This is a genomic window from Pseudomonas sp. PA-5-4B (assembly GCF_021606215.1).
Lineage (GTDB): Bacteria > Pseudomonadota > Gammaproteobacteria > Pseudomonadales > Pseudomonadaceae > Aquipseudomonas > Aquipseudomonas edaphica.
The window spans coordinates 40,500-58,576 of the sequence record NZ_WKDB01000041.1; the positions used below are offsets into that span (position 1 = coordinate 40,500).

At 60.5% G+C, this 18,077-nt stretch carries 17 protein-coding genes; 7 read left to right on the forward strand and 10 right to left on the reverse strand.

The window, feature by feature from the left end:
• Positions 1-19 precede the first annotated feature (19 nt).
• Entirely contained in the window at positions 20-1,894 is a 1,875-nt protein-coding gene (locus GIW28_RS19845) for a SurA N-terminal domain-containing protein (RefSeq protein WP_017136466.1), read from the forward strand.
• 163 nt (positions 1,895-2,057) lie between these two features.
• Here the strand turns inward: GIW28_RS19845 and nhaA are convergent, their stop codons facing one another.
• The 3 genes from nhaA to GIW28_RS19860 form a co-directional block, all read right to left on the reverse strand.
• Positions 2,058-3,386, reverse strand: coding sequence for a Na+/H+ antiporter NhaA (gene nhaA / locus GIW28_RS19850; protein WP_099550020.1), 1,329 nt, complete (start codon positions 3,384-3,386; stop codon positions 2,058-2,060).
• Positions 3,387-3,508: 122 nt separating this feature from the next.
• Positions 3,509-4,810: a chloride channel protein gene (locus GIW28_RS19855; RefSeq protein ID WP_026013645.1), complete on the reverse strand. Its 1,302-nt coding sequence runs from the start codon at positions 4,808-4,810 to the stop codon at positions 3,509-3,511.
• Positions 4,811-4,859: 49 nt separating this feature from the next.
• Positions 4,860-6,047 (reverse strand): MFS transporter, encoded by a 1,188-nt coding sequence (locus GIW28_RS19860; protein ID WP_170040754.1) that lies wholly within the window; start codon positions 6,045-6,047, stop codon positions 4,860-4,862.
• Between the two features lie 118 nt (positions 6,048-6,165).
• Between GIW28_RS19860 and GIW28_RS19865 the strand changes: the two genes are divergently transcribed.
• Positions 6,166-7,062 (forward strand): LysR family transcriptional regulator, encoded by an 897-nt coding sequence (locus GIW28_RS19865; RefSeq protein WP_099550022.1) that lies wholly within the window; start codon positions 6,166-6,168, stop codon positions 7,060-7,062.
• 92 nt (positions 7,063-7,154) lie between these two features.
• A complete protein-coding gene (locus GIW28_RS19870; protein WP_236447907.1) occupies positions 7,155-8,033 on the forward strand; it encodes a DUF2242 domain-containing protein in 879 nt (292 codons plus the stop codon).
• A 1-nt stretch (position 8,034) separates the two neighbouring features.
• Here GIW28_RS19870 and aceE read toward each other — a convergent pair whose 3' ends face one another.
• Entirely contained in the window at positions 8,035-10,695 is a 2,661-nt protein-coding gene (aceE, locus tag GIW28_RS19875; protein WP_236447906.1) for a pyruvate dehydrogenase (acetyl-transferring), homodimeric type, read from the reverse strand.
• Positions 10,696-10,840: 145 nt separating this feature from the next.
• Between aceE and GIW28_RS19880 the strand changes: the two genes are divergently transcribed.
• Positions 10,841-11,311, forward strand: coding sequence for a MarR family winged helix-turn-helix transcriptional regulator (locus GIW28_RS19880; protein ID WP_236447905.1), 471 nt, complete (start codon positions 10,841-10,843; stop codon positions 11,309-11,311).
• A gap of 141 nt (positions 11,312-11,452) precedes the next feature.
• Here GIW28_RS19880 and GIW28_RS19885 read toward each other — a convergent pair whose 3' ends face one another.
• Entirely contained in the window at positions 11,453-12,454 is a 1,002-nt protein-coding gene (locus tag GIW28_RS19885; protein ID WP_236447904.1) for a transketolase-like TK C-terminal-containing protein, read from the reverse strand.
• Positions 12,455-12,642: 188 nt separating this feature from the next.
• On the opposite strand from GIW28_RS19885, the gene GIW28_RS30620 reads away from it, so the two are divergent.
• A complete protein-coding gene (locus tag GIW28_RS30620; protein ID WP_017136475.1) occupies positions 12,643-12,777 on the forward strand; it encodes a hypothetical protein in 135 nt (44 codons plus the stop codon).
• Positions 12,778-12,785: 8 nt separating this feature from the next.
• Here the strand turns inward: GIW28_RS30620 and GIW28_RS19890 are convergent, their stop codons facing one another.
• The 4 genes from GIW28_RS19890 to GIW28_RS19905 form a co-directional block, all read right to left on the reverse strand.
• A complete protein-coding gene (locus GIW28_RS19890) occupies positions 12,786-13,820 on the reverse strand; it encodes an AraC family transcriptional regulator (protein WP_236459065.1) in 1,035 nt (344 codons plus the stop codon).
• 4 nt (positions 13,821-13,824) lie between these two features.
• Positions 13,825-14,955 (reverse strand): carbon-nitrogen hydrolase family protein, encoded by a 1,131-nt coding sequence (locus GIW28_RS19895; protein WP_017136477.1) that lies wholly within the window; start codon positions 14,953-14,955, stop codon positions 13,825-13,827.
• A 338-nt stretch (positions 14,956-15,293) separates the two neighbouring features.
• Positions 15,294-15,611, reverse strand: coding sequence for a hypothetical protein (locus GIW28_RS19900; protein WP_236447426.1), 318 nt, complete (start codon positions 15,609-15,611; stop codon positions 15,294-15,296).
• Between the two features lie 63 nt (positions 15,612-15,674).
• A complete protein-coding gene (locus tag GIW28_RS19905) occupies positions 15,675-15,989 on the reverse strand; it encodes a zinc-binding dehydrogenase (RefSeq protein WP_236447427.1) in 315 nt (104 codons plus the stop codon).
• Between the two features lie 461 nt (positions 15,990-16,450).
• Here GIW28_RS19905 and GIW28_RS19910 point away from each other — a divergent pair, with 461 nt between their 5' ends.
• A complete protein-coding gene (locus tag GIW28_RS19910; protein ID WP_065910935.1) occupies positions 16,451-16,888 on the forward strand; it encodes a GNAT family N-acetyltransferase in 438 nt (145 codons plus the stop codon).
• Between the two features lie 71 nt (positions 16,889-16,959).
• Here the strand turns inward: GIW28_RS19910 and GIW28_RS30850 are convergent, their stop codons facing one another.
• Complete coding sequence (locus GIW28_RS30850; protein ID WP_256577107.1) at positions 16,960-17,256, reverse strand: hypothetical protein; 297 nt, start codon at positions 17,254-17,256, stop codon at positions 16,960-16,962.
• On the opposite strand from GIW28_RS30850, the gene GIW28_RS19915 reads away from it, so the two are divergent.
• Positions 17,236-17,943 (forward strand): efflux RND transporter permease subunit, encoded by a 708-nt coding sequence (locus tag GIW28_RS19915; protein ID WP_056861407.1) that lies wholly within the window; start codon positions 17,236-17,238, stop codon positions 17,941-17,943. The genes GIW28_RS30850 and GIW28_RS19915 overlap by 21 nt on opposite strands.
• The last annotated feature ends 134 nt before the right edge of the window (positions 17,944-18,077 follow it).

An 18,077-nucleotide genomic window follows, 5' to 3' on the forward strand; every position in this document is an offset into this window, starting at 1 on the left:
AACCGTTTCTGGGGGACGCATGCTGCAAAATATCAGGGACAATTCACAAGGCTGGATTGCCAAGACCATTATCGGGATCATCGTCGCATTGATGGCGTTCACCGGTATCGAGGCCATTTTCCAGGCTTCGGGTAACAACAAGCAGGACGTAGCCAAGGTCAACGGTGAAGAAATCACCCAGACCGAACTGGGCCAGGCCGTTGACATGCAACGTCGCCAGCTGATGCAACAGCTGGGCAAGGATTTCGATGCTTCGCTGCTGGACGAAAAACTCCTGCGCGAAGCGGCTCTGAAGGGCCTGATCGATCGCAAGCTGTTGCTGCAAGGCGCCGCTGATTCCAAGTTCGGCTTCTCTGAAGCTGCGCTGGACCAAGTGATCCTGCAGACGCCGGAATTCCAGGTGGACGGCAAGTTCAGTGCCGAACGCTTTGACCAGGTGATCCGTCAGCTGGGCTACACCCGTATGCAATTCCGTCAGATGCTGACCCAGGAAATGCTGATCGGCCAGGTTCGCGCAGGCATCGCCGGCAGCGGTTTCGTCACCGACGCCGAAGTGCTGGCTTTCGCCCGTCTGGAAAAACAGACCCGCGATTTTGCCACCGTCAACATCAAGACTGACCCTGCGGCGGTGAAGCTCACCGACGATGAGGTCAAGGCTTACTACGACAAGCACGCCAAAGAGTTCATGACCCCGGACCAAGTGGTCATCGATTACCTGGAACTGAAGAAGTCTTCCTTCTTCGACCAGGTCACCGTCAAGGACGAAGAGCTGCAGGCTGCCTATCAGAAAGAAACCGCCAACCTCGCTGAACAGCGTCGTGCCGCGCACATTCTGATCGAAGTCAACGACAAGACCACCGACGCGCAAGCCAAGGCCAAGATCGAAGACATCCAGGCACGCCTGGCCAAGGGTGAGAAGTTCGACGCCCTGGCCAAGGAGTTCTCCCAGGATCCAGGTTCGGCCAACAATGGCGGTGACTTGGGCTTTGCCGGCCCTGGCGTCTACGACCCGGACTTCGAAACCGCCCTGTATGCCTTGAACAAGGACCAGGTGTCGGCGCCGGTGCGCACCACTTTCGGTTGGCACTTGATCAAGCTGTTGGGCGTTGAAGCACCTGAAGTGCCATCGTTTGCCAGCCTGAAAGACAAGCTGACCCGCGAGCTCAAGACCCAGCAGGTCGAGCAGCGTTATGTCGAAGCGACCAAGCAATTGGAAGACGCGGCATTCGAAGCCTCCGACCTGGCTCAGCCGGCGTCCGACCTGAAGCTGACCGTGCACACGTCCGCGCCGTTTGGCCGTGAAGGTGGCGAAGGTGTTGCGGCCAACCGTGCCGTGGTCACCGCAGCGTTCAGCCCGGAAGTGCTGGATGAAGGTGCCAACAGCAGCGCTATCGAGCTGGACCCGGAAACCATCATCGTGCTGCGTGCCAAAGAGCATCTGAAGCCTGCGCAACTGCCGCTGGAAAGCGTGTCGGCTGCGATCCGCACCCAGATGACCAAAGAGCGCGCCATCGCGGCTGCCAAAACCCATGCCGACGAGTTGATCGCCAGCCTGCGTGACGGCAAGACCCCGTTGAACCAGCCGATCGACGGCCAGGCCTGGAAGGTGACTGAAGCGGCGACCCGTAACGCTGAAGCGATCGAGCCGGCCGTGCTGCAAGCCCTGTTCCGCATGCCTAAGCCTGCGGCCAAAGACAAGCCGACCTTCACCACCGTGACCCTGGCTGACGGTAGCCTGGTGATCGTGCGCTTGAACGGCGTCAACGAAGCTGCAGCCCCTACCGACGAAGAAAAGGCGCAATACCGCCGCTTCCTCGCCTCGCGTATTGGCCAGCAGGACTTTGCTGCCTACCGCAAGCAGTTGGAAACCAAGGCTGACATCAAGAAATTCTGATGTTGGTTTGAATAGAAAGCCCCCGGTCTGAAAGGACCGGGGGCTTTTTTTTGCGCAATTGTCGGCTCAGAACTGATCGTTCCCACGCTCTGCGTGGTAATACATCCCGTGACGCTCTGCGTCACCCGTACGCAAGTGCAGAAAGCGGGACGCGCAGACAGGCTCAGAACTTCAGTTTGCCCCAGCTCAAGCCAATCACCGCTGCCACGGTCGAGGCCGTCAGCACACTCAGTTTGGCCGCTGCCAACAGTTCCGGGTCGGAGAAGGCCAGGGACGAGATAAAGATCGACATGGTAAAACCAATCCCCGCCAGCAGGCCGACCAGGCCGACACCGCTCCAGGTGACTCCGTCGGGCAGCTTGCAGATATTGAGTTTGACCAGCGTGATGCTCGCCAGCATCACGCCCAACGGTTTGCCGATCACCAGGGCGAAGATCACGCCCATGAACACGCCGTGGGGCAGCGGGTGCTCAAGGTTCAAGCCTTGCAAACTGACACCGGCATTGGCCAGGGCGAACAACGGCATCACACCGAATGCGACCCACGGATGCAACGCCGACTGCACGCGCTGCACCGGCGGCATCAGTTCGCGCTGGGCTTCGCGCAGTTGCTTGAGCGGCTTGGCGACCTGGTGCGAGTCTTCGGCCGGTCGCGAGAGGCGATCCATCAGCTCGTTGAAGGTGCGGCCGATGGTGTCCAGTGGGCGTTCGGTGGTCGGTTTGGAACTGACCGGCGTCATCAGGCCCAGGATCACCCCGGCGAGGGTCGGGTGCACGCCGGTCTTGAGCAGGCCGAACCAGACAATCGCCCCCGGCAGCAGATAGATCGCCGCCTTGCTGATGCCCATTCGTTGGAACACCAACACCAGGGCTAGCCCACCTGCGGCAACCACCAGACCCATGTAGTCGAGGCTTGCAGTGAAAAACACCGCAATGATCAGGATCGCAACGATGTCGTCGATGATGGCCAGTGCCAGCAGCAGGACGCGTACACCGCTGGGGATGGATTTGCCCAACAGCGCCAGCACGCCGACGGCAAAGGCAATGTCGGTGGCGGTGGGCACGGCCCAGCCACTCGCGGCGGCGGTGCCATGGTTGAGCGCGGTGTAGATAATGGCCGGCATCACTACGCCACCCAGTGCGGCGCCCAGCGGCAGGGTCGCGAGTTTCAGGTTGGCGAGTGCGCCGTCCTTTATTTCCTGACGTATCTCCGCACCTACCACCAGGAAGAAAATGGTCATCAGGCCGTCATTGACCAGAAAGTGCAGGGAGCGCGACACACTGAAATCGCCCAGCCCGAGGGTAATCGGGGTGTTCCAGAAGTGTTCGTAGGACGCGGCGGCCGGGCTGTTGGCCCAGATCAACGCTGCAATGGCCGCCAGCAACAGGACGATGCCGCTGACGGCTTCGATGCGTGAAAACCGCTCAAGGGCCGACAGTGCGCCCTCGGTCAATGCCTGGGGGCGAGGGATGGCAGGGTGTTTTTTGGGCACGACAAGTCTCCATTGGCGGCCCGACCAATGCTTTGCTTTAACCTGCGTTGTGCCCTATGCAGTCACGCACCCAGGGTGATGATAGGAAGTTGATGAATAAGTTGTAAACAATGTTGTCAGGGTTAAGGGCTTTTTGTCGGTGGGTGCAGAAACCCGCGCGCCAATTGCTGGTACAACTCCGGCCCCATCCGCGAACTGACGGCTTTGGCAATCAGCGCCACCGCCATCAGGCTGATCACCATCCCGTGGCTGTCGATCATCTCCATTACGATGATCGCCGAGGTGATCGGCGATTGCGTCACGGCAGCCAGGAAGCCCACCATGCACAGCGCAATGATCGGTTGCGCTGCCAGCGCGAAAAACTCGGCTGCGTTGGCGCCCACGGCCGCGCCGACGGCCAGCGACGGGGCAAAAATGCCGCCCGGAATTCCGGAAAAATACGTCACGACCGTCGCCAGAAAACGCGTGACAGGCGCATGCCACGGCAGGCCGACATCGGCGGCAATGATCTGCGAAGTAATCCCGTAGCCGCTGCCGAAGGACATCCCGCCGCTGAGCCAGCCCAGGATTGCGACCACCAGCCCACACGCCCCGGCGAACCAAACCGGGTGGGCGCGTCGCCATTCCCAGACCACAAACCTGTGGTAGCGCTGGGGCCACAGCAGCATGCGACTGAACAGCCCGCCGAGCACGCCACAGCCGATGCCTGCCGCCAATACCGGAACAATGATGTCGAGCTTGATCCCTTCAACGTCCAGGTGGCCAAAATAGTTGTAATTGCCCTGCAGGGCGATGGCGACCATCCCCGACAAAATAATGGTGCTGAGCAATACCCCGCTGGTGCGGGTTTCTAGCTTGCGCCCCAATTCTTCTACTGCGAAGGCGACGCCGGCCAGCGGCGTATTGAACGCGGCGGCGATACCGGCGGCGCCGCCGGCCAGGATCAAGTCTTCGCTGCGGATGATGCGTGCATTGGGCAGGTAGCGATGGAAGAAATGCATGATCGATGCCGCCACTTGCACGGACGGCCCTTCGCGCCCGGCAGAGAAACCGCCGGTCAACGCCAGTGTTCCGAGGCCTATCTTGGCCAATGCGATGCGCAAGGACACCAGCTTGCTGACGTCCTGTCCTTTGTTGGCCAGGCGAGTAGCGGCGATGACCTGGGGAATGCCACTGCCTTGGGCTCCGGCAAAAAAACGTGTGGTCAGCCACACCACCAGCATGCCCACCAGCGGTGTGTAGAGGAAGGGCAGCCACGGATGGGCGCTGGATTGCTCGGCGAACTGAGTGAGCGCCACGTCAGCCAGGCGCGCAAACATCACCACCATCAGCCCGGCGATGGTGGCGCCGGCCCACAGGGTGATCCGGGTGCGCCAACGCAGTGAGGTAAAGCGGCGGCGCAGTGAAATGAACGGTTTGATCACCCAGGTGAATTCCGAATAAGTTTCAGGGTGTTTCAAGATTAACCGTATATCAAGCGCTTGTCCTCGCGATGCGCCGTGTCGCGGCCAATGCCAAAAGCACCAACCCGGCAACCGCCCACGGGAACAACGCCACCCCCGATGTTTGTAGCAACATACCGCCTGCTAGCCCGCCGCCGGCAATTCCCAGGTTCCACACCGTCACCAGCATTGACTGCGCTGCGTCAGCCGAGTCGCCGGCAGACTTGGCCAGTGCCGTTTGCAACAGCGCCGGCAGGCCACCAAAGGCCAGGCCCCACAGCGCCACGCTGGCATACACCGCACGGGTGGAAGTCATCCACACGCCCAGTGCCAGGGCCGATACAGCGAACATCACGCAACTGATGATCAGCAGGCGCCGCAAGTGTTGATCAATCAGCATGCCCGTCAGCCAGATGCTCAACAGGGCCGCCAAGCCGAATACCAGCAGTATCCGGTCGATGTCGGCGGCTATTCCGGCAGGCACCAGTAACGGCGCGATGTAGGTGTAGAGAATGTTGTGCGCCAGCACGTAGGTAAAGGTCACCCACAACACTGGACGAATACCTGGCAGGCTCAGTACCTGGCGCAAGCCCAGGCGCTTTTGTTCCGGCTGGCCGGCGAAGTCCGGCAGTTGCCAGCGCGCCCACACCAACAGCAACAGCGTCAGCCCGGTCATGATTGCAAAGCTCAGGCGCCAGCCCACCGCAGCGCCGAGGAACGTACCGGCAGGTACACCCAGTGACAAGGCCAGCGGTGCGCCGAGCATGGCCACAGCAATCGCCCGGCCTTGCAGGTGCGGGGCCACCATTCGGCTGGCGTACCCGGCCAGCAGTGCCCAGAGCAACCCGGCGAACACCCCGGCAAAAAAGCGCGCGGCCAGGGTCAGCCCGTAATGGGTGGACAGTGCCGTCACGCTGTTGACCAAGGCAAAGCCGCCGATGGCAATCAGCAGCAAAGGGCGCCGCCGCCAGCCTCGGGTCAGTAGGGTGAGGGGGATGGCCGCGAGTAACGAGCCAAGGGCATACAGGGTCACCAGTTGGCCGACTAACGCCTGCGAAACCTGCAACCCTTCGCCCATCTGAGGCAGCAGCCCGGCCGGCATGGCCTCGGTGAGAATCGTGATAAACCCTGCGCACGCCAACGCCAGTAAGCCGGCGAGAGGCAGTGCGTCCTTTACGGCCGTGGCGGCCGGGCCGGTAATCGAAGGGCAGTCGCTCATGTTGCGTCTCCATGAAAAAGGTCAGGAAGGCAGAGTAGGGGGCTGCGGGTTGCGGAAAAACAGGCTAAGGTTCCGAACTTATCGGACGTCAACGTCCGTAATCAAAAAGGGTAGGGCAATGGACAGTCTGAGCGGCCTTTCGGTGTTCGTGCAGGTTGCGGAAACCCGCAGCTTCACCGCAGCTGGCCGCGTTTTGGGGGTGTCATCTTCGGCGGTGGGCAAAAGCATCGCGCGCATGGAAGAACGCCTGGGCGTGCGGCTGTTTCATCGCAGCACACGCAGCGTCACCCTGACCGGCGAAGGCGCGTTGTTCCTCGAGCGCTCGCGGCGGATTCTGGCCGAGGTGGAGGCGGCCGAGCAGGAGCTGACTGAGGCCGGCGCCACGCCCCGAGGCACGTTGCGCATCAGCTTGCCGCAGGTGCGTGGCCTGTTGATGCCGGTGCTCAGCGACTTTATGCGCGCCTACCCGGACATCGAGCTGGATGTGGATTTTTCTGACCGCATGGTGGACGTGATCGAGGAAGGTTTTGATGCGGTGATTCGTACCGGCAAGCCGGAAGATTCGCGGCTGATGGCACGTCATCTGGGGCATTACCAACTGGTGTTGGTGGCCTCGCCAGGCTACCTGGCGCAATACGGCACCCCGCAACACCCGCAGGACTTGAGCGACCATGCCTGCCTGCGCCACAAATTCTGCGCCACCGGCAAGCTGGAACCCTGGCCACTGCGCCATGTGCCCGGCGTGGCGGAGCCGGTGTTACGTGCGCCGCTGATCAGCACCACCATCGAGTCCCTCAACTATGTGGTGCACGAAGGTTTGGGCATCGCCTGCCTGCCGGACTTCATGGTCAAGGAGGCGGTGCGCCAGGGGCGTCTGCAACGGGTGCTGGATGAGCACCTGGTCCACCGTGGCAGTTTCTGGATGCTGTGGCCCTCGAGTCGCTTTGCCTCGGCCAAGCTGCGGGTGTTTATCGACCATATGTCTGCCGGGCTTTTCCCTGCGCAGGCGGTGTAATAACGCTGTGACGTTTTACCGACAGGAATGTGCGCGCCAACCCTGCGTTCTGTTGCACAATAGCGCCCTGACTGTTTTCCTCAGGATTTTCGATGTCGACATCATTTCACTTGCGTAGCCTCGGGTTGGCGCTGGTGCTGGCGGGCGCTGCGGGCTGCTCGTCACCCAAGACCGCTATTTATGAACATGAGAATTTCGACGACTCCGGTACGTTCTCCCGTGATTACCCGGTCAGCGATGTGGCGGCCTGTGAAGCGGCGCGACGTGCGCTGTTGAGCCAGGGTTACATCATCACCAGCAGCGACCCCAAGCTGGTGGTGGGTAACAAGAGTTTCCAGCAAACCGGCGAAACCCATCTGCAAATCAGCTTCAACGTGGTATGTGCCGATGATGGCAAAGGCGCCAAGCACTCAACCATGTTCGCCAACGCCTTGCAGGACCGCTACGCGCTGAAGAAGGTCAACAACTCCGCCAGTCTCGGCGTGGGTGTGTTGGGCTCGGTGTCGATGCCGATCGGCTCAACCGATGATTCGATGGTCAAGGTGGCCAGCGAGACAGTGACGGCACCGAAGTTTTACGATCGCTACTTCTCGCTGGTGGATGTGTTCCTGCCCCAGGACGTGAAGGCGGCCGAGCATATTCCAGAGAAGCCCAAGGCTGAGCTGGGCATGCCGGAGCCGAAAGCGGCTGCGCCTGCCGATAAGCCTGCGCCTGCCGATAAGGTAGCGCCTGCCGATAAGGTAGCGCCCGCCGATAAGATAGACGCGCCCAAAGACGCTCCGGTAGCGCCCGCCGTGTCGGAACCGCTGGCACCGCCGCCAGAGGCGGCACCGATTGCGCCACAGGCCGAGCCGGTGCCGACCACTGCGCCAACACCTGCACCGGCTGCGGAACCAGCGCCTGCGCCGACCAACCCGAACCTGCCGGCGCCGACAGAGGCGATTCCACCGCTGCCAACGCCTGGGCGGTAACTCAGACGGCTACGGGGTTCGTCTTGTCGACGTTTATCCCGTAGCGGCTGATGGCCTCGCTCACCTTGTCACGCCCGATCACGCCGTCATCGGCCAGCGCCTTCAGCGCCGCCAGCACGATGAAGTGGCGGTCCACCTCAAAGAATTCGCGCAGGGTTTCGCGGGTGTCCGATTGCCCAAAGCCATCGGTGCCCAGCGCCACAAAACGGCGGCCGTGTACAAACGGGCGGATCTGGTCGGCGAATAACTTCATATAGTCCGTCGCCACCACCACCGGCCCGCTGTGTCCGGCCAGGCTGGTTTCCACGTAGCTCGCACGCGGTTCTTCCTGCGGATGCAACAGGTTCCAGCGCTCCACCGCGTGCCCGTCGCGGCGCAATTCGGTCAGGCTGGTGGCGCTCCAGACATTACTGGCTACGCCAAAGTCCTTGTCGAGCAGTTGCGCTGCGCCAATTACTTCGCGCAGGATCGAGCCGCTGCCCATCAATTGCACCTGCGCCTGGGGGGACGTGCTCAGCGGATACAAGCCTTTGAGAATCCCGTCCTCCACGCCTTCGGGCATGGCCGGGTGCGGGTAGTTCTCGTTGAGCAGGGTGATGTAGTAGTAAATGTCCTCTTGTTCGACGTACATGCGCCGCATGCCTTCGCGAATGATCACCGCCAACTCGTAGGCAAAGGTCGGGTCATAGGCGACGCAGCAGGGGATCACCGACGCCAGGATGTGGCTGTGGCCGTCGTCATGCTGCAAGCCTTCGCCCATCAGCGTGGTGCGGCCGGCCGTGGCGCCCAGCAGAAAGCCGCGAGCGCGGGCATCGCCGGCGGCCCAGGCCAGGTCGCCGACGCGCTGGAAACCGAACATCGAATAGAAAATGTAGAACGGCACGGTCATCAAGCCGTGATTGCTGTAGGACGTACTCGCCGCAATCCACGAAGAAATAGCCCCGGATTCATTCAGGCCTTCCTGCATGATCTGTCCGTCTTTGCTCTCTTTATAGTAGCTCAATTGCCCGGCGTCTTGTGGGGTGTAGAGCTGGCCGACGGCGGAATGAATGCCGATCTGGCGGAACAGGCTCTCCATGCCGAAGGTGCGCGACTCGTCCGGCACGATGGGTACGATCAGCTTGCCCAGGTGCGGGTCTTTCAACAGCGTGCCGAGGATGCGCACAAACGCCATGGTGGTGGAGATGGCACGCTCGCCGGTGTCTTTGAGTTGGGTGGCAAAGGCGCTCAGTTCGGGAATCTGCAAGGCCTCGACTGCAGTGTGTCGTGCTGGCACATAGCCGCCCAACGCCTGGCGACGGGCAGCGAAGTAGCGGGCTTCTTCGCTGTCGGCGGCGGGCTTGAGGTAAGGGATTTCGTCGAGCTGGTCATCGGCCACTTCCAGGCCGAAGCGGTCGCGAAAGGCTTTTACTGCATCAGCGCCCATCTTCTTCAACTGGTGATTGATGTTCTGGCCTTCGCCCGCTTCGCCCATGCCGAAGCCCTTGACGGTTTTGGCCAGGATCACCGTCGGTTGGCCCTTGTGGCGCACGGCAGCGGCGTAGGCATTGTAGACCTTGTCCGGGTCGTGGCCACCGCGTGAGAGTTTCCAGATATCGTCGTCGGACATGTCGGCAACCAGCGCCAGTAATTGCGGGTATTTGCCGAAGAAATGTTCACGCACATAGGCGCCGTTCTGGGATTTGTAGTTCTGGTAGTCGCCGTCCACGCACTCCATCATGCGTTGTCGCAACAGGCCGCTCTGGTCCTTTTCCAGCAGCGCATCCCAGCCGCCGCCCCAGATCACCTTGATCACATTCCAGCCGGCGGCGCGGTACAGGCTTTCGAACTCCTGGATCACCTTGGCATTGCCACGCACCGGGCCATCCAGGCGCTGCAGGTTGCAGTTGACCACAAAGATCAGGTTGTCGAGCTTCTCGCGGCCGGCCAGGGAGATGGCCGCCAGGGATTCCGGCTGGTCCATTTCGCCGTCGCCCAGAAACGCCCACACCTTGCGGCCTTGGTGTTGCTTGAGGTCACGGAACTCCAGGTAGCGCATAAAGCGCGCCTGGTAGGCGGCGGTAATCGGGCCCAGACCCATCGATACTGTCGGGAACTGCCAGAAGTCCGGCATCAGCCGTGGGTGCGGGTAAGAGGACAAGCCCTCGCCACCGGCCTCGCGGCGGAAGTTGTCCAGCTGCGCTTCGCTGATGCGGCCTTCGAGGTAGGCGCGGCCGTAAATGCCCGGGGAGGAGTGGCCCTGGATGTACACCAGGTCGCCGTCGAAGGTATCGGTTCGGCCACGGAAGAAGTGGTCGAAGCCTACGTCGTACAGGACGGCGGCCGACGCGTAGGTCGCAATATGCCCACCAACACCCGAGTGTTTACCCGCACGCAGCACCATCGCCATGGCATTCCAGCGAATAAACGCATTGGTGCGCCGCTCGATGGCCAGGTTGCCGGGGTAGGGCAATTGGCGGTCAACCGCGATGGTGTTGACGTAAGGCGTGGTCACCCGCCCGTAGAAGTCACCATGGCGCGCAACGTCGAAATCCAGCAACTGATCAATCAGGTAGTGGGCACGCGGGCGGCCTTCGGTGGACAGCACCGATTCGATGGACTCCAGCCACTCGCGGGTTTCCTGTGGATCGTCGTCCAGTCTTACTGCGTTATTGGGGGTCATGTGAGGCTCCAGGGTAGGCGGATTTCAAGCAGCGGGCTCCTTGTGGGAGTTGCGCAAATGTAATTGCAATTGCAACTACATGACTGAATCTAGCGCGGGATGAGCTACTATTGCAACCTTCTTGAAATTCCCCGGATGGTGTTGCATGTCGTCGAAAGAGCCAGATGTATGGTTCCGTTTTGTCAGGGCCCACAGGACGGTCATCCGAGAAATCGAACGCCGCCTGGCTGCAGCAGACCTGCCGCCCTATGCCTGGTATGACGCGTTATGGGGCCTGGAAAGCGGCCCCGACGGCACACGGCGCATGCACGAATTGGCCGATGTGCTGGCGATTGAGCGCTACAACCTCACACGCCTGGTAGACCGCCTGGAAAAGGACGGCCTGGTAGTGCGTTCACGCTCCGACGGCGATGGCCGCGCAGCGTTTGCCTCGATCACCGAGGCCGGCCGGGTGTTGCGTAAAAAGATGTGGAAAATCTACGAAAGCACGGTGGATGAGCTGTTCCTGTCGCAAATCGAGCCTGAGCAGCGCCAGCTGTTTGCCGATACCTTGGAGCGCACTGCGGCGTTGGCGGTGGAGGCGGGCGTGCAAACCCGCAGTCGACGCAAGGCCTGAGGTGCAATGCGAGCTTGTGTGGGAGCTGGCTTGTCGAATCGTCGCACCGCTGCGATAGCCTCACCGCGGTGTACCTGACACCTTGAGGTGACTGCATCGCAGGCAAGCCAGCTCCCACATGTTTGACCGCGTGCCCATGCATCACAGTGGATACCGACGCATCGCCGTTTCGACCTGCTCGACACCAATACGGCCTTCATCGGCCAACGCCCGCAGCGCACACACCACAATCCAATACCGACTGGGCGCAGAAACCTGCACCGACCCCGCACCCAACCCGACAAACCGCGCCTGCACATACGCCGCCAACTGATCGACAATCACCTGCGGATAGCCGGTCACGGCAATCACCGGCGCGCTGCTCCCGGCCAGGCACTCATGCAGATGGCAGCTTTGCCGGGCAGCCATCGGGTGCAGGCGATTCCAGCGCTCGGCCGCCGCTGCCTCACGGGCCAGCCGCGTGTAGCTTGGGCAGCTCCATACCTGCGCCGTCACGCCCCAATCCTGTTCAAGCAATTGCGCCGCGTGGGTCACGTCCTCGAGCGCTCGGCCCGCACCCAGCAAGCGCACCTCCCCAGTGTGAGTACGCTGGAGCGGGTACATGCCCTTGAGCGCGTTTTCACGATCCTGCTTATCCAGCCTCGCTGTGCGCTGTTGATCATGCAGCGCGAGGTAATAAAACCCCGGCTTGCCGTCGACATACAGCGCGCGAATCCCGGCCAGCACAATCGCCCGGGCTTCTTCGCCGGACGCCGGGTCATACGGCGTGCAGTGCGGGTTGGTCGCCAGCCACAACGGCAGCGACGGTTGCGCGCCCCTGGGCCAGGCAGAGGGCTGGTTCTCGACGTCGTTGCAGAGGATGCCGCGCTGCGTGGCGGCCTGCGACAGCCCACATAACTGCGCCGACGATGCTGCACGGTGCAGGTACAGTATGGGTTTTTCGCCGGTATTGCGCGCAAACCAACTGGGCCAGTTGCCCGCACGGCGGCTGCGTGACTGGCCACGAATCACCCAGGCCTGTCGGCTGAATTCCAGGGTATTGGCCATGTTCATGACCGTGTACAGCGGCGAGCCGGGCGGCGGGGCGGCACTGCTCAGCGCATCGATACAGCGCTGCGCGGCTTGGGCGGTAGAGACAGGCATGGTCGAGGCTCCTTGCTGCGAAGTCTCGTACCCTAATGGAAATCTGTTATTGATTGCAAATGCAATGATTGCAATAGCACCTCAAGATTCCGACGCTAAATCGATCCAACCCTGCTACGTTTTATCTTGAAGTGCAGGAACGTCATGGCGCCGACATTTTTTCGTCATCACGGCACTTTAGGCTGGGCTTGCAGGTCATTTATCTGCAAGCGCTTTTAACCAAGAAGGAGTCCGCCATGGACGAGTACCAGGAAGAACTGCTGGAGTACCACGCGTTTGAACTGGATCCGCTGGATCCGGCCGATGACGCCACCGAGCTGTAACACCGACTTCAGGCGGAATGCCGCTGACTGCGGCGAAATTCCCCTGGGGTCTGGTTGTTCCACCGCCTGAAGGCCCGCTGAAAGGCTTGGGCTGAGGCAAAACCGAGCAAGTAGGCGATCTCGCCGAACGCCAGTTCCGTGTCGCGAATGTAGGTCATGGCCAGATCGCGGCGGGTATCGTTGAGAATTGCGCGAAACTGCGTGCCTTCGTCGGCCAGTTTGCGGCGCAGCGTCCAGGTAGGCAGCTTCAAGCGTGCCGCCACTTCTTCCAGGTCGGGTTCCCGGCCACCATTGAGCATCGGCCCAAGCAACCTTGTGATGCGCTCGCGCAGGCTGCGGGTGCGGGTGAGCTGCTCCAACTCCTGTTCACATAACTTCAACAACAGCTGCCAGGTGCTGGGGCAATGCTGCGGGTTACGCAGACTCAGGGTTGGCTGGTTGAGGCGCAGTTGGTTGGCCTCGGCACCGAAATGCACGGGGCTGTCACCCAGCACGCGGTACTGGTCGCTGTACTCAGGGGCTTCAAACTCGATGTCGATGCGCTGGGCCTGCACCGGTTGTTGGGCCAGGCTCGACAATTGCTGCAGCCAGCCGGCGATGATCGAGTCCACCACAAAGCGGTTGTAGGCGTTGTATGGGCTGATGGAATAGAAGCGCAGCCAAGCGCCTTCGGCGTCCTCATGAAAGATCGACTGGCCACGATAGTTGGAGCCGTACAGCGCTTCAAACCGCGTCAGTGCGCGCGCCGCTTCGCGTACGTTCGGCGCCTGTGCGGCGGTGACGCCGGCCAATCCCGCCTGGCTCAGACGGCTCAATTGACCCATGCGCAAGCCCAGGCCGGGGTCGCCGGTCAGTTGGATGGCGGCGTGGCCCAGGCGCATATAGCGCGGGATCGACAGGCGCGCCCCGGCTTCCGCAAGGCGCGCCGGGTCCAGGCCGTATTGCAGCAGCAGCGGCTGCGGGTCCAGGCCGTGGCTGTGGACGGCGTCGGCCAAGGACTGAACAAAGCCCACCGACAAGTCCCCAAGGCGCACCGGCTTCACGGCGTTACAGCCAGATATTCAGCAGGCGCGCGCCACGGGCGTCGTTGCCCGCCGTGACGTGCCCGTCGTTGCTGAGGAAGCTGTGCCCGGCGGTGCCCAAGTCCCAGAACTGCCCACGCAGGAACACACTCATGCCGGCGCTGGCCTGGCTGATGGGCTGCTGGCTGATCAGGGTGAGGCGGCGCCAGGCTTCGCCTTCGCTGAGTTCTTCGGGCTTGAGGCTGATTTCCGGCGGCGTGGACACGCTTTTAAAGCCGCGCCATGGGCGGTCCCAGGTGTCGCGGCCGGTGACGAAGGCCGGCACGGCCACCAGTTGCGCACCTTGCTCGTTGAGCTTGCGGTAATTGTCCGGGTACCAGCTGTCGCTGCCGATCAGGATGCCCAGGCGCCCGGCCGGGGTGTCGACCACGCTGACGATATTTTCGTCACCCGGGGCGATAAACCCGCGCTCATCGTAAATCGGGTAAAGCTGGCGCTGTGGCTCGCCGATGGGCAGGCCATCGGCCGCAAACACCACGCTGGCGTTGTACAGCGCGCCATGGCCAATGTGCAGTTGGCCCTGGCTGACACTGGGGTTGGGCAGCGCGATGGAGCCGGCCACCAGGGTCACGCCGAATTCTTTGGCCAGGCCGCCGAACAGCACTTGATAGTCGCGTGCCATGGCCGGTGCCTTCATACGCAGGTAGGCGTCGTCCATGCGGTTATCGCCTTTGGCGCTGATCCAGGCGCGGGCAAACTGCAACGGGTTGCTGGCGGACAGCCAATTCATGGCGTCCTTGAGGTGAGTGGCCTGGTACAGCTCATTCTTTTCGCCGCTGAGCATCAGCCAGGTGCCGATATGTTCCGGCAGCACGACGACGGTCTTGGCGTTGATCAAACCTTGGTCGCGGGCCTTTTGCAGGTAGGCCGAGAGTTTCAGGTGCAAGCGTTCCAGGCTCTGGTAATCAGCAGGGAACAGCTCGGGTTGGATGCCCAGCAGGTTGCCACGGTCGGCGGGCTCGCCTTCATTGACGGCCAGGGTGATACGCAGGTCCGACAGGTAATGCGCCACGGGGCGCTCCTGGGTCCAGACCAGATACGCGGCGATGGCGGCAACCAGGGCCATGGAGACGGTGAACGCTAGAAGTTTACGCATGGGGCAACAGACAACAGACCGTGTGCAGGGCGTGGGTAATCACTCATTATGAGATTTTGCCCGACGGCATATCAATCAGTTACGGCTAATCTTTCAGATTAAGTGAGTTTTTTTTTGCAGCTACTCTGACTTTCTCGCCGAACTTGAGCTTCACTTATGGAATTCGCAGTGATTACGGGATCTCAAATGACACAAGCTCCAGAAGCCCTCGCACGCAGTTGTTGCCTAAGGCTCATCGCCTCTCGATAGGCCGACTTTTCGGTCCAGTGCCTCACGCAACCAAAGTCGCCGGTTGCTTTTTGAAGTGGCAAAGGCGCTACAGCCAAAACAACCGATGCTCAGTACGGGAAATATTCAGCGCCCAGTTCTGTGCCCAAACGCTCTTTCAAAGCTGAAGAAAGTTTGTTTACCGCGCTCAACGGACCGTGGTGAACGCCAACGGCGACGATTTCTCCTTCCAAGCCTCGTGTCAGTGTCACCACACCGTGCACGGCGACGTTGCCGAACGCCTGCGCCTCATATTCGAACAGTTCCCGATTCCCGAAGCTGGCACTGAAGGTAACCGAGTGAGTCTCATACAGCGCGCCAGCGGCCTGTATGACTTTGATGATCGCATCCCTCCCTACGACCGTACGTTCGAGTACTGACGAAATCATGGTCGTGTCGGTCGCTAACTGGTTTAACCACGGGGGGAGTTAGCGACGGGGTGGATGGCGCGCTCATGGTGTGACCCTCAGCACGACCTTGCCCGATGTGCTTCCTTGCTCCACCAGCGCATGCGCCTGTGCGCCTTCGCTAAGTAGCAATTCGTGGCTAACGTGTGGCGTCAATTGGCCGGACCCCACCCACGCCGCCAACTGTTGCAGACCCGCTCCATCTGGCTCTACCGCAACGCTAGAAAAGCGCAATCCGGAAGCAGCCGCCAACGCGGGCATGTGAGCATGACTGAGGCCCATTGACGTCACTACGATGCCGTTCGGCTTGAGCACCGACAACGAACGCTCGGCATACCCATTGCCAGCGGTATCGAACACCAAAGCATGCCCTCAGATGTGCCCCCAATGTAGCAATCCACTGGAAGTGAATGGAGCTCCATGGTTTGTGGAGGGGCAAAAATGATCAGATGAACAGCCAGCCCGACGAGGCCTAAAGACTCCCAGGATAGCCAAAAAACATTTTTACTAGGCTCTAAAGCGGTATTTACAGCCAGAAAAAATAGAATTATGCCCCCATTTTTGCCCCCATTTGCACTGGGTGTGCGAGCGATCGCGAGTGGCGATTTATGACATGGATCTGGGTGGCAGTGGCTGGTATTCAGTGCGCCTCCGGATACTGGATGAGCAACCCGAATGTGGCAGGTCCGTGGTCGTTCGGAAACTGCCGACACAGCGGGCAAGTGAGATTGGGGAGTTGTTGCCACACGATTGGAGCCACCCTTGATAGCCCAGATATGTAAGGATGCTTTCATCACACGGATGGAAAAAAGGAAGATGCCATGGACGCAGTAATCCGGCTTGCCAAACTTGCCGATATCGATGCGATTTTTAAGATTCGAACCAGTGTTCGGGAAAATCACTTATCTCAAGATCAGTTAACGGAGATAGGCATAACGCCTGAAGCTATAAGTCAGGCAATTTCAGAGAATCCGTGCGCTTGGGTCGCGGAGGTCAGTGGCGTTCCAGTCGGTTTTTCGATGGTCGATATTGAAGATGGTTGCGTATTCGCGGTCTTCGTCTTGCCGGAATTCGAAGGGTACGGGTTGGGGCGCAATCTGATGCACAAAGCAGAGTCTTTTCTATTTCAAATCCATCAGAAGATATGGTTAGAAACCGCTGAAGCAAGCCGTGCGAGCGGATTCTATAGAAGCCTTGGCTGGCAGCCCGTGAAGAACCTACCGGAAGGTGACATTCGTTTTGAGAAGCAACTGAAGTAAAGCGAGAATAAAGGTATCGAGACGGTTAGATGGGCGCCCGGCCAATTGCGCAAGGTGTGTTTGGCGGACGCTTACGAAGCAGCAACAGGCCATCGCCCAATCGACCCTGGTAATCCACCGTCCCACGGCTGGGCGTAAAGGTGCAGGCCATCGACGACGTGCTTTACGACGCCTTCGGTCAGCGACAGATTGCGATAATTTTTACCCAGCTTGATCAGAACCACGTGTTCCTTGAACTCGACCCGAGCTGGTAAACATCCGCCGCCACTCTTGAACATTTGTTTGTCCGCGCAAGTTCCGGCGCCATGGTGCCACTGAGCCTGCTGGCCAGCGTCAAGACCGAATAAGTGCCGATCATCATCAACCATCAGGGCGTGTTCCCGGCCATTACCCTGTCGTTCGACCTCGCGCCCGGCCATGCCCTGAGTGAAGCGGTCACGGCGATCAATCAGGCGTCCCTGGCCGTCGCAATGCCCGATACCGTGCTGGGTAGTTTCCAGGGCGCCGCTCAGGCCTTCCAGGATTCATTAAAGTCACAACCCTGGCTGATTCTCGAGGCGATCCTCACGGTTTACATCGTATTGGGTGTGCTGTACGAGAATGCTATTCACCCGTTAACCATCATATCTACCTTGCCGTCAGCTGGTTTCGGGGCACTGCTGGTATTGATGCTCTGTGGTCAGGATCTATCGGTGCTGGGGATGATCGGCATGATTTTGCTGATTGGTATCGTCAAAAAGAACGCGATCATGATCGTCGACTTCACGTTGCAGGCCCAGCAGCAGGGCCTGTCGCCCCGAGATGCGGTGCGCGAAGGTTACCTGTTGCGCTTGCGGCCGATTCTGATGACCTCACTGTCTGCCTTGCTGGGTGCCTTGCCGCTGGCGTTCGGGCACGGTGCCGGCTCCGAGTTGCGCCAGCCATTGGGCATCGCAATTGCCGGTGGCCTGGCGGTGTCACAGATTCTGACGCTGTACACTACGCCGGTGGTTTATCTATGGTTTGAACGCTGGCGTCGAAAAACACTGCTCGACCGCGCTGAGGTTACGTTTTGAAACCCTCAACTGCCCAAAAAACTCTGCACCCGGTCGGGGTTTTGCAATTAAAGCCATTCTGACGTATCCGTCCGGCCAAGTCATCTATCTTGTTAGCGTGAATAGGGCTGGCAAATGAGTATGTCGACCAACGC

Bases quoted from the DNA above. Each gene is read 5' to 3' on its own strand.
- GIW28_RS19895 (WP_017136477.1), bottom strand. From the start codon at position 14,955: ATGCGTAAACTTCTAGCGTTCACCGTCTCCATGGCCCTGGTTGCCGCC.
- GIW28_RS19860 (WP_170040754.1), bottom strand. From the start codon at position 6,047: ATGAGCGACTGCCCTTCGATTACCGGCCCGGCCGCCACGGCCGTAAAG.
- GIW28_RS30850 (WP_256577107.1), bottom strand. From the start codon at position 17,256: ATGGTTGATGATGATCGGCACTTATTCGGTCTTGACGCTGGCCAGCAG.
- GIW28_RS19865 (WP_099550022.1), top strand. From the start codon at position 6,166: ATGGACAGTCTGAGCGGCCTTTCGGTGTTCGTGCAGGTTGCGGAAACC.
- GIW28_RS19900 (WP_236447426.1), bottom strand. From the start codon at position 15,611: ATGATTTCGTCAGTACTCGAACGTACGGTCGTAGGGAGGGATGCGATC.
- GIW28_RS19885 (WP_236447904.1), bottom strand. From the start codon at position 12,454: ATGCCTGTCTCTACCGCCCAAGCCGCGCAGCGCTGTATCGATGCGCTG.
- GIW28_RS19845 (WP_017136466.1), top strand. From the start codon at position 20: ATGCTGCAAAATATCAGGGACAATTCACAAGGCTGGATTGCCAAGACC.
- GIW28_RS19910 (WP_065910935.1), top strand. From the start codon at position 16,451: ATGGACGCAGTAATCCGGCTTGCCAAACTTGCCGATATCGATGCGATT.
- GIW28_RS19880 (WP_236447905.1), top strand. From the start codon at position 10,841: ATGTCGTCGAAAGAGCCAGATGTATGGTTCCGTTTTGTCAGGGCCCAC.
- GIW28_RS19870 (WP_236447907.1), top strand. From the start codon at position 7,155: ATGTCGACATCATTTCACTTGCGTAGCCTCGGGTTGGCGCTGGTGCTG.
- aceE (WP_236447906.1), bottom strand. From the start codon at position 10,695: ATGACCCCCAATAACGCAGTAAGACTGGACGACGATCCACAGGAAACC.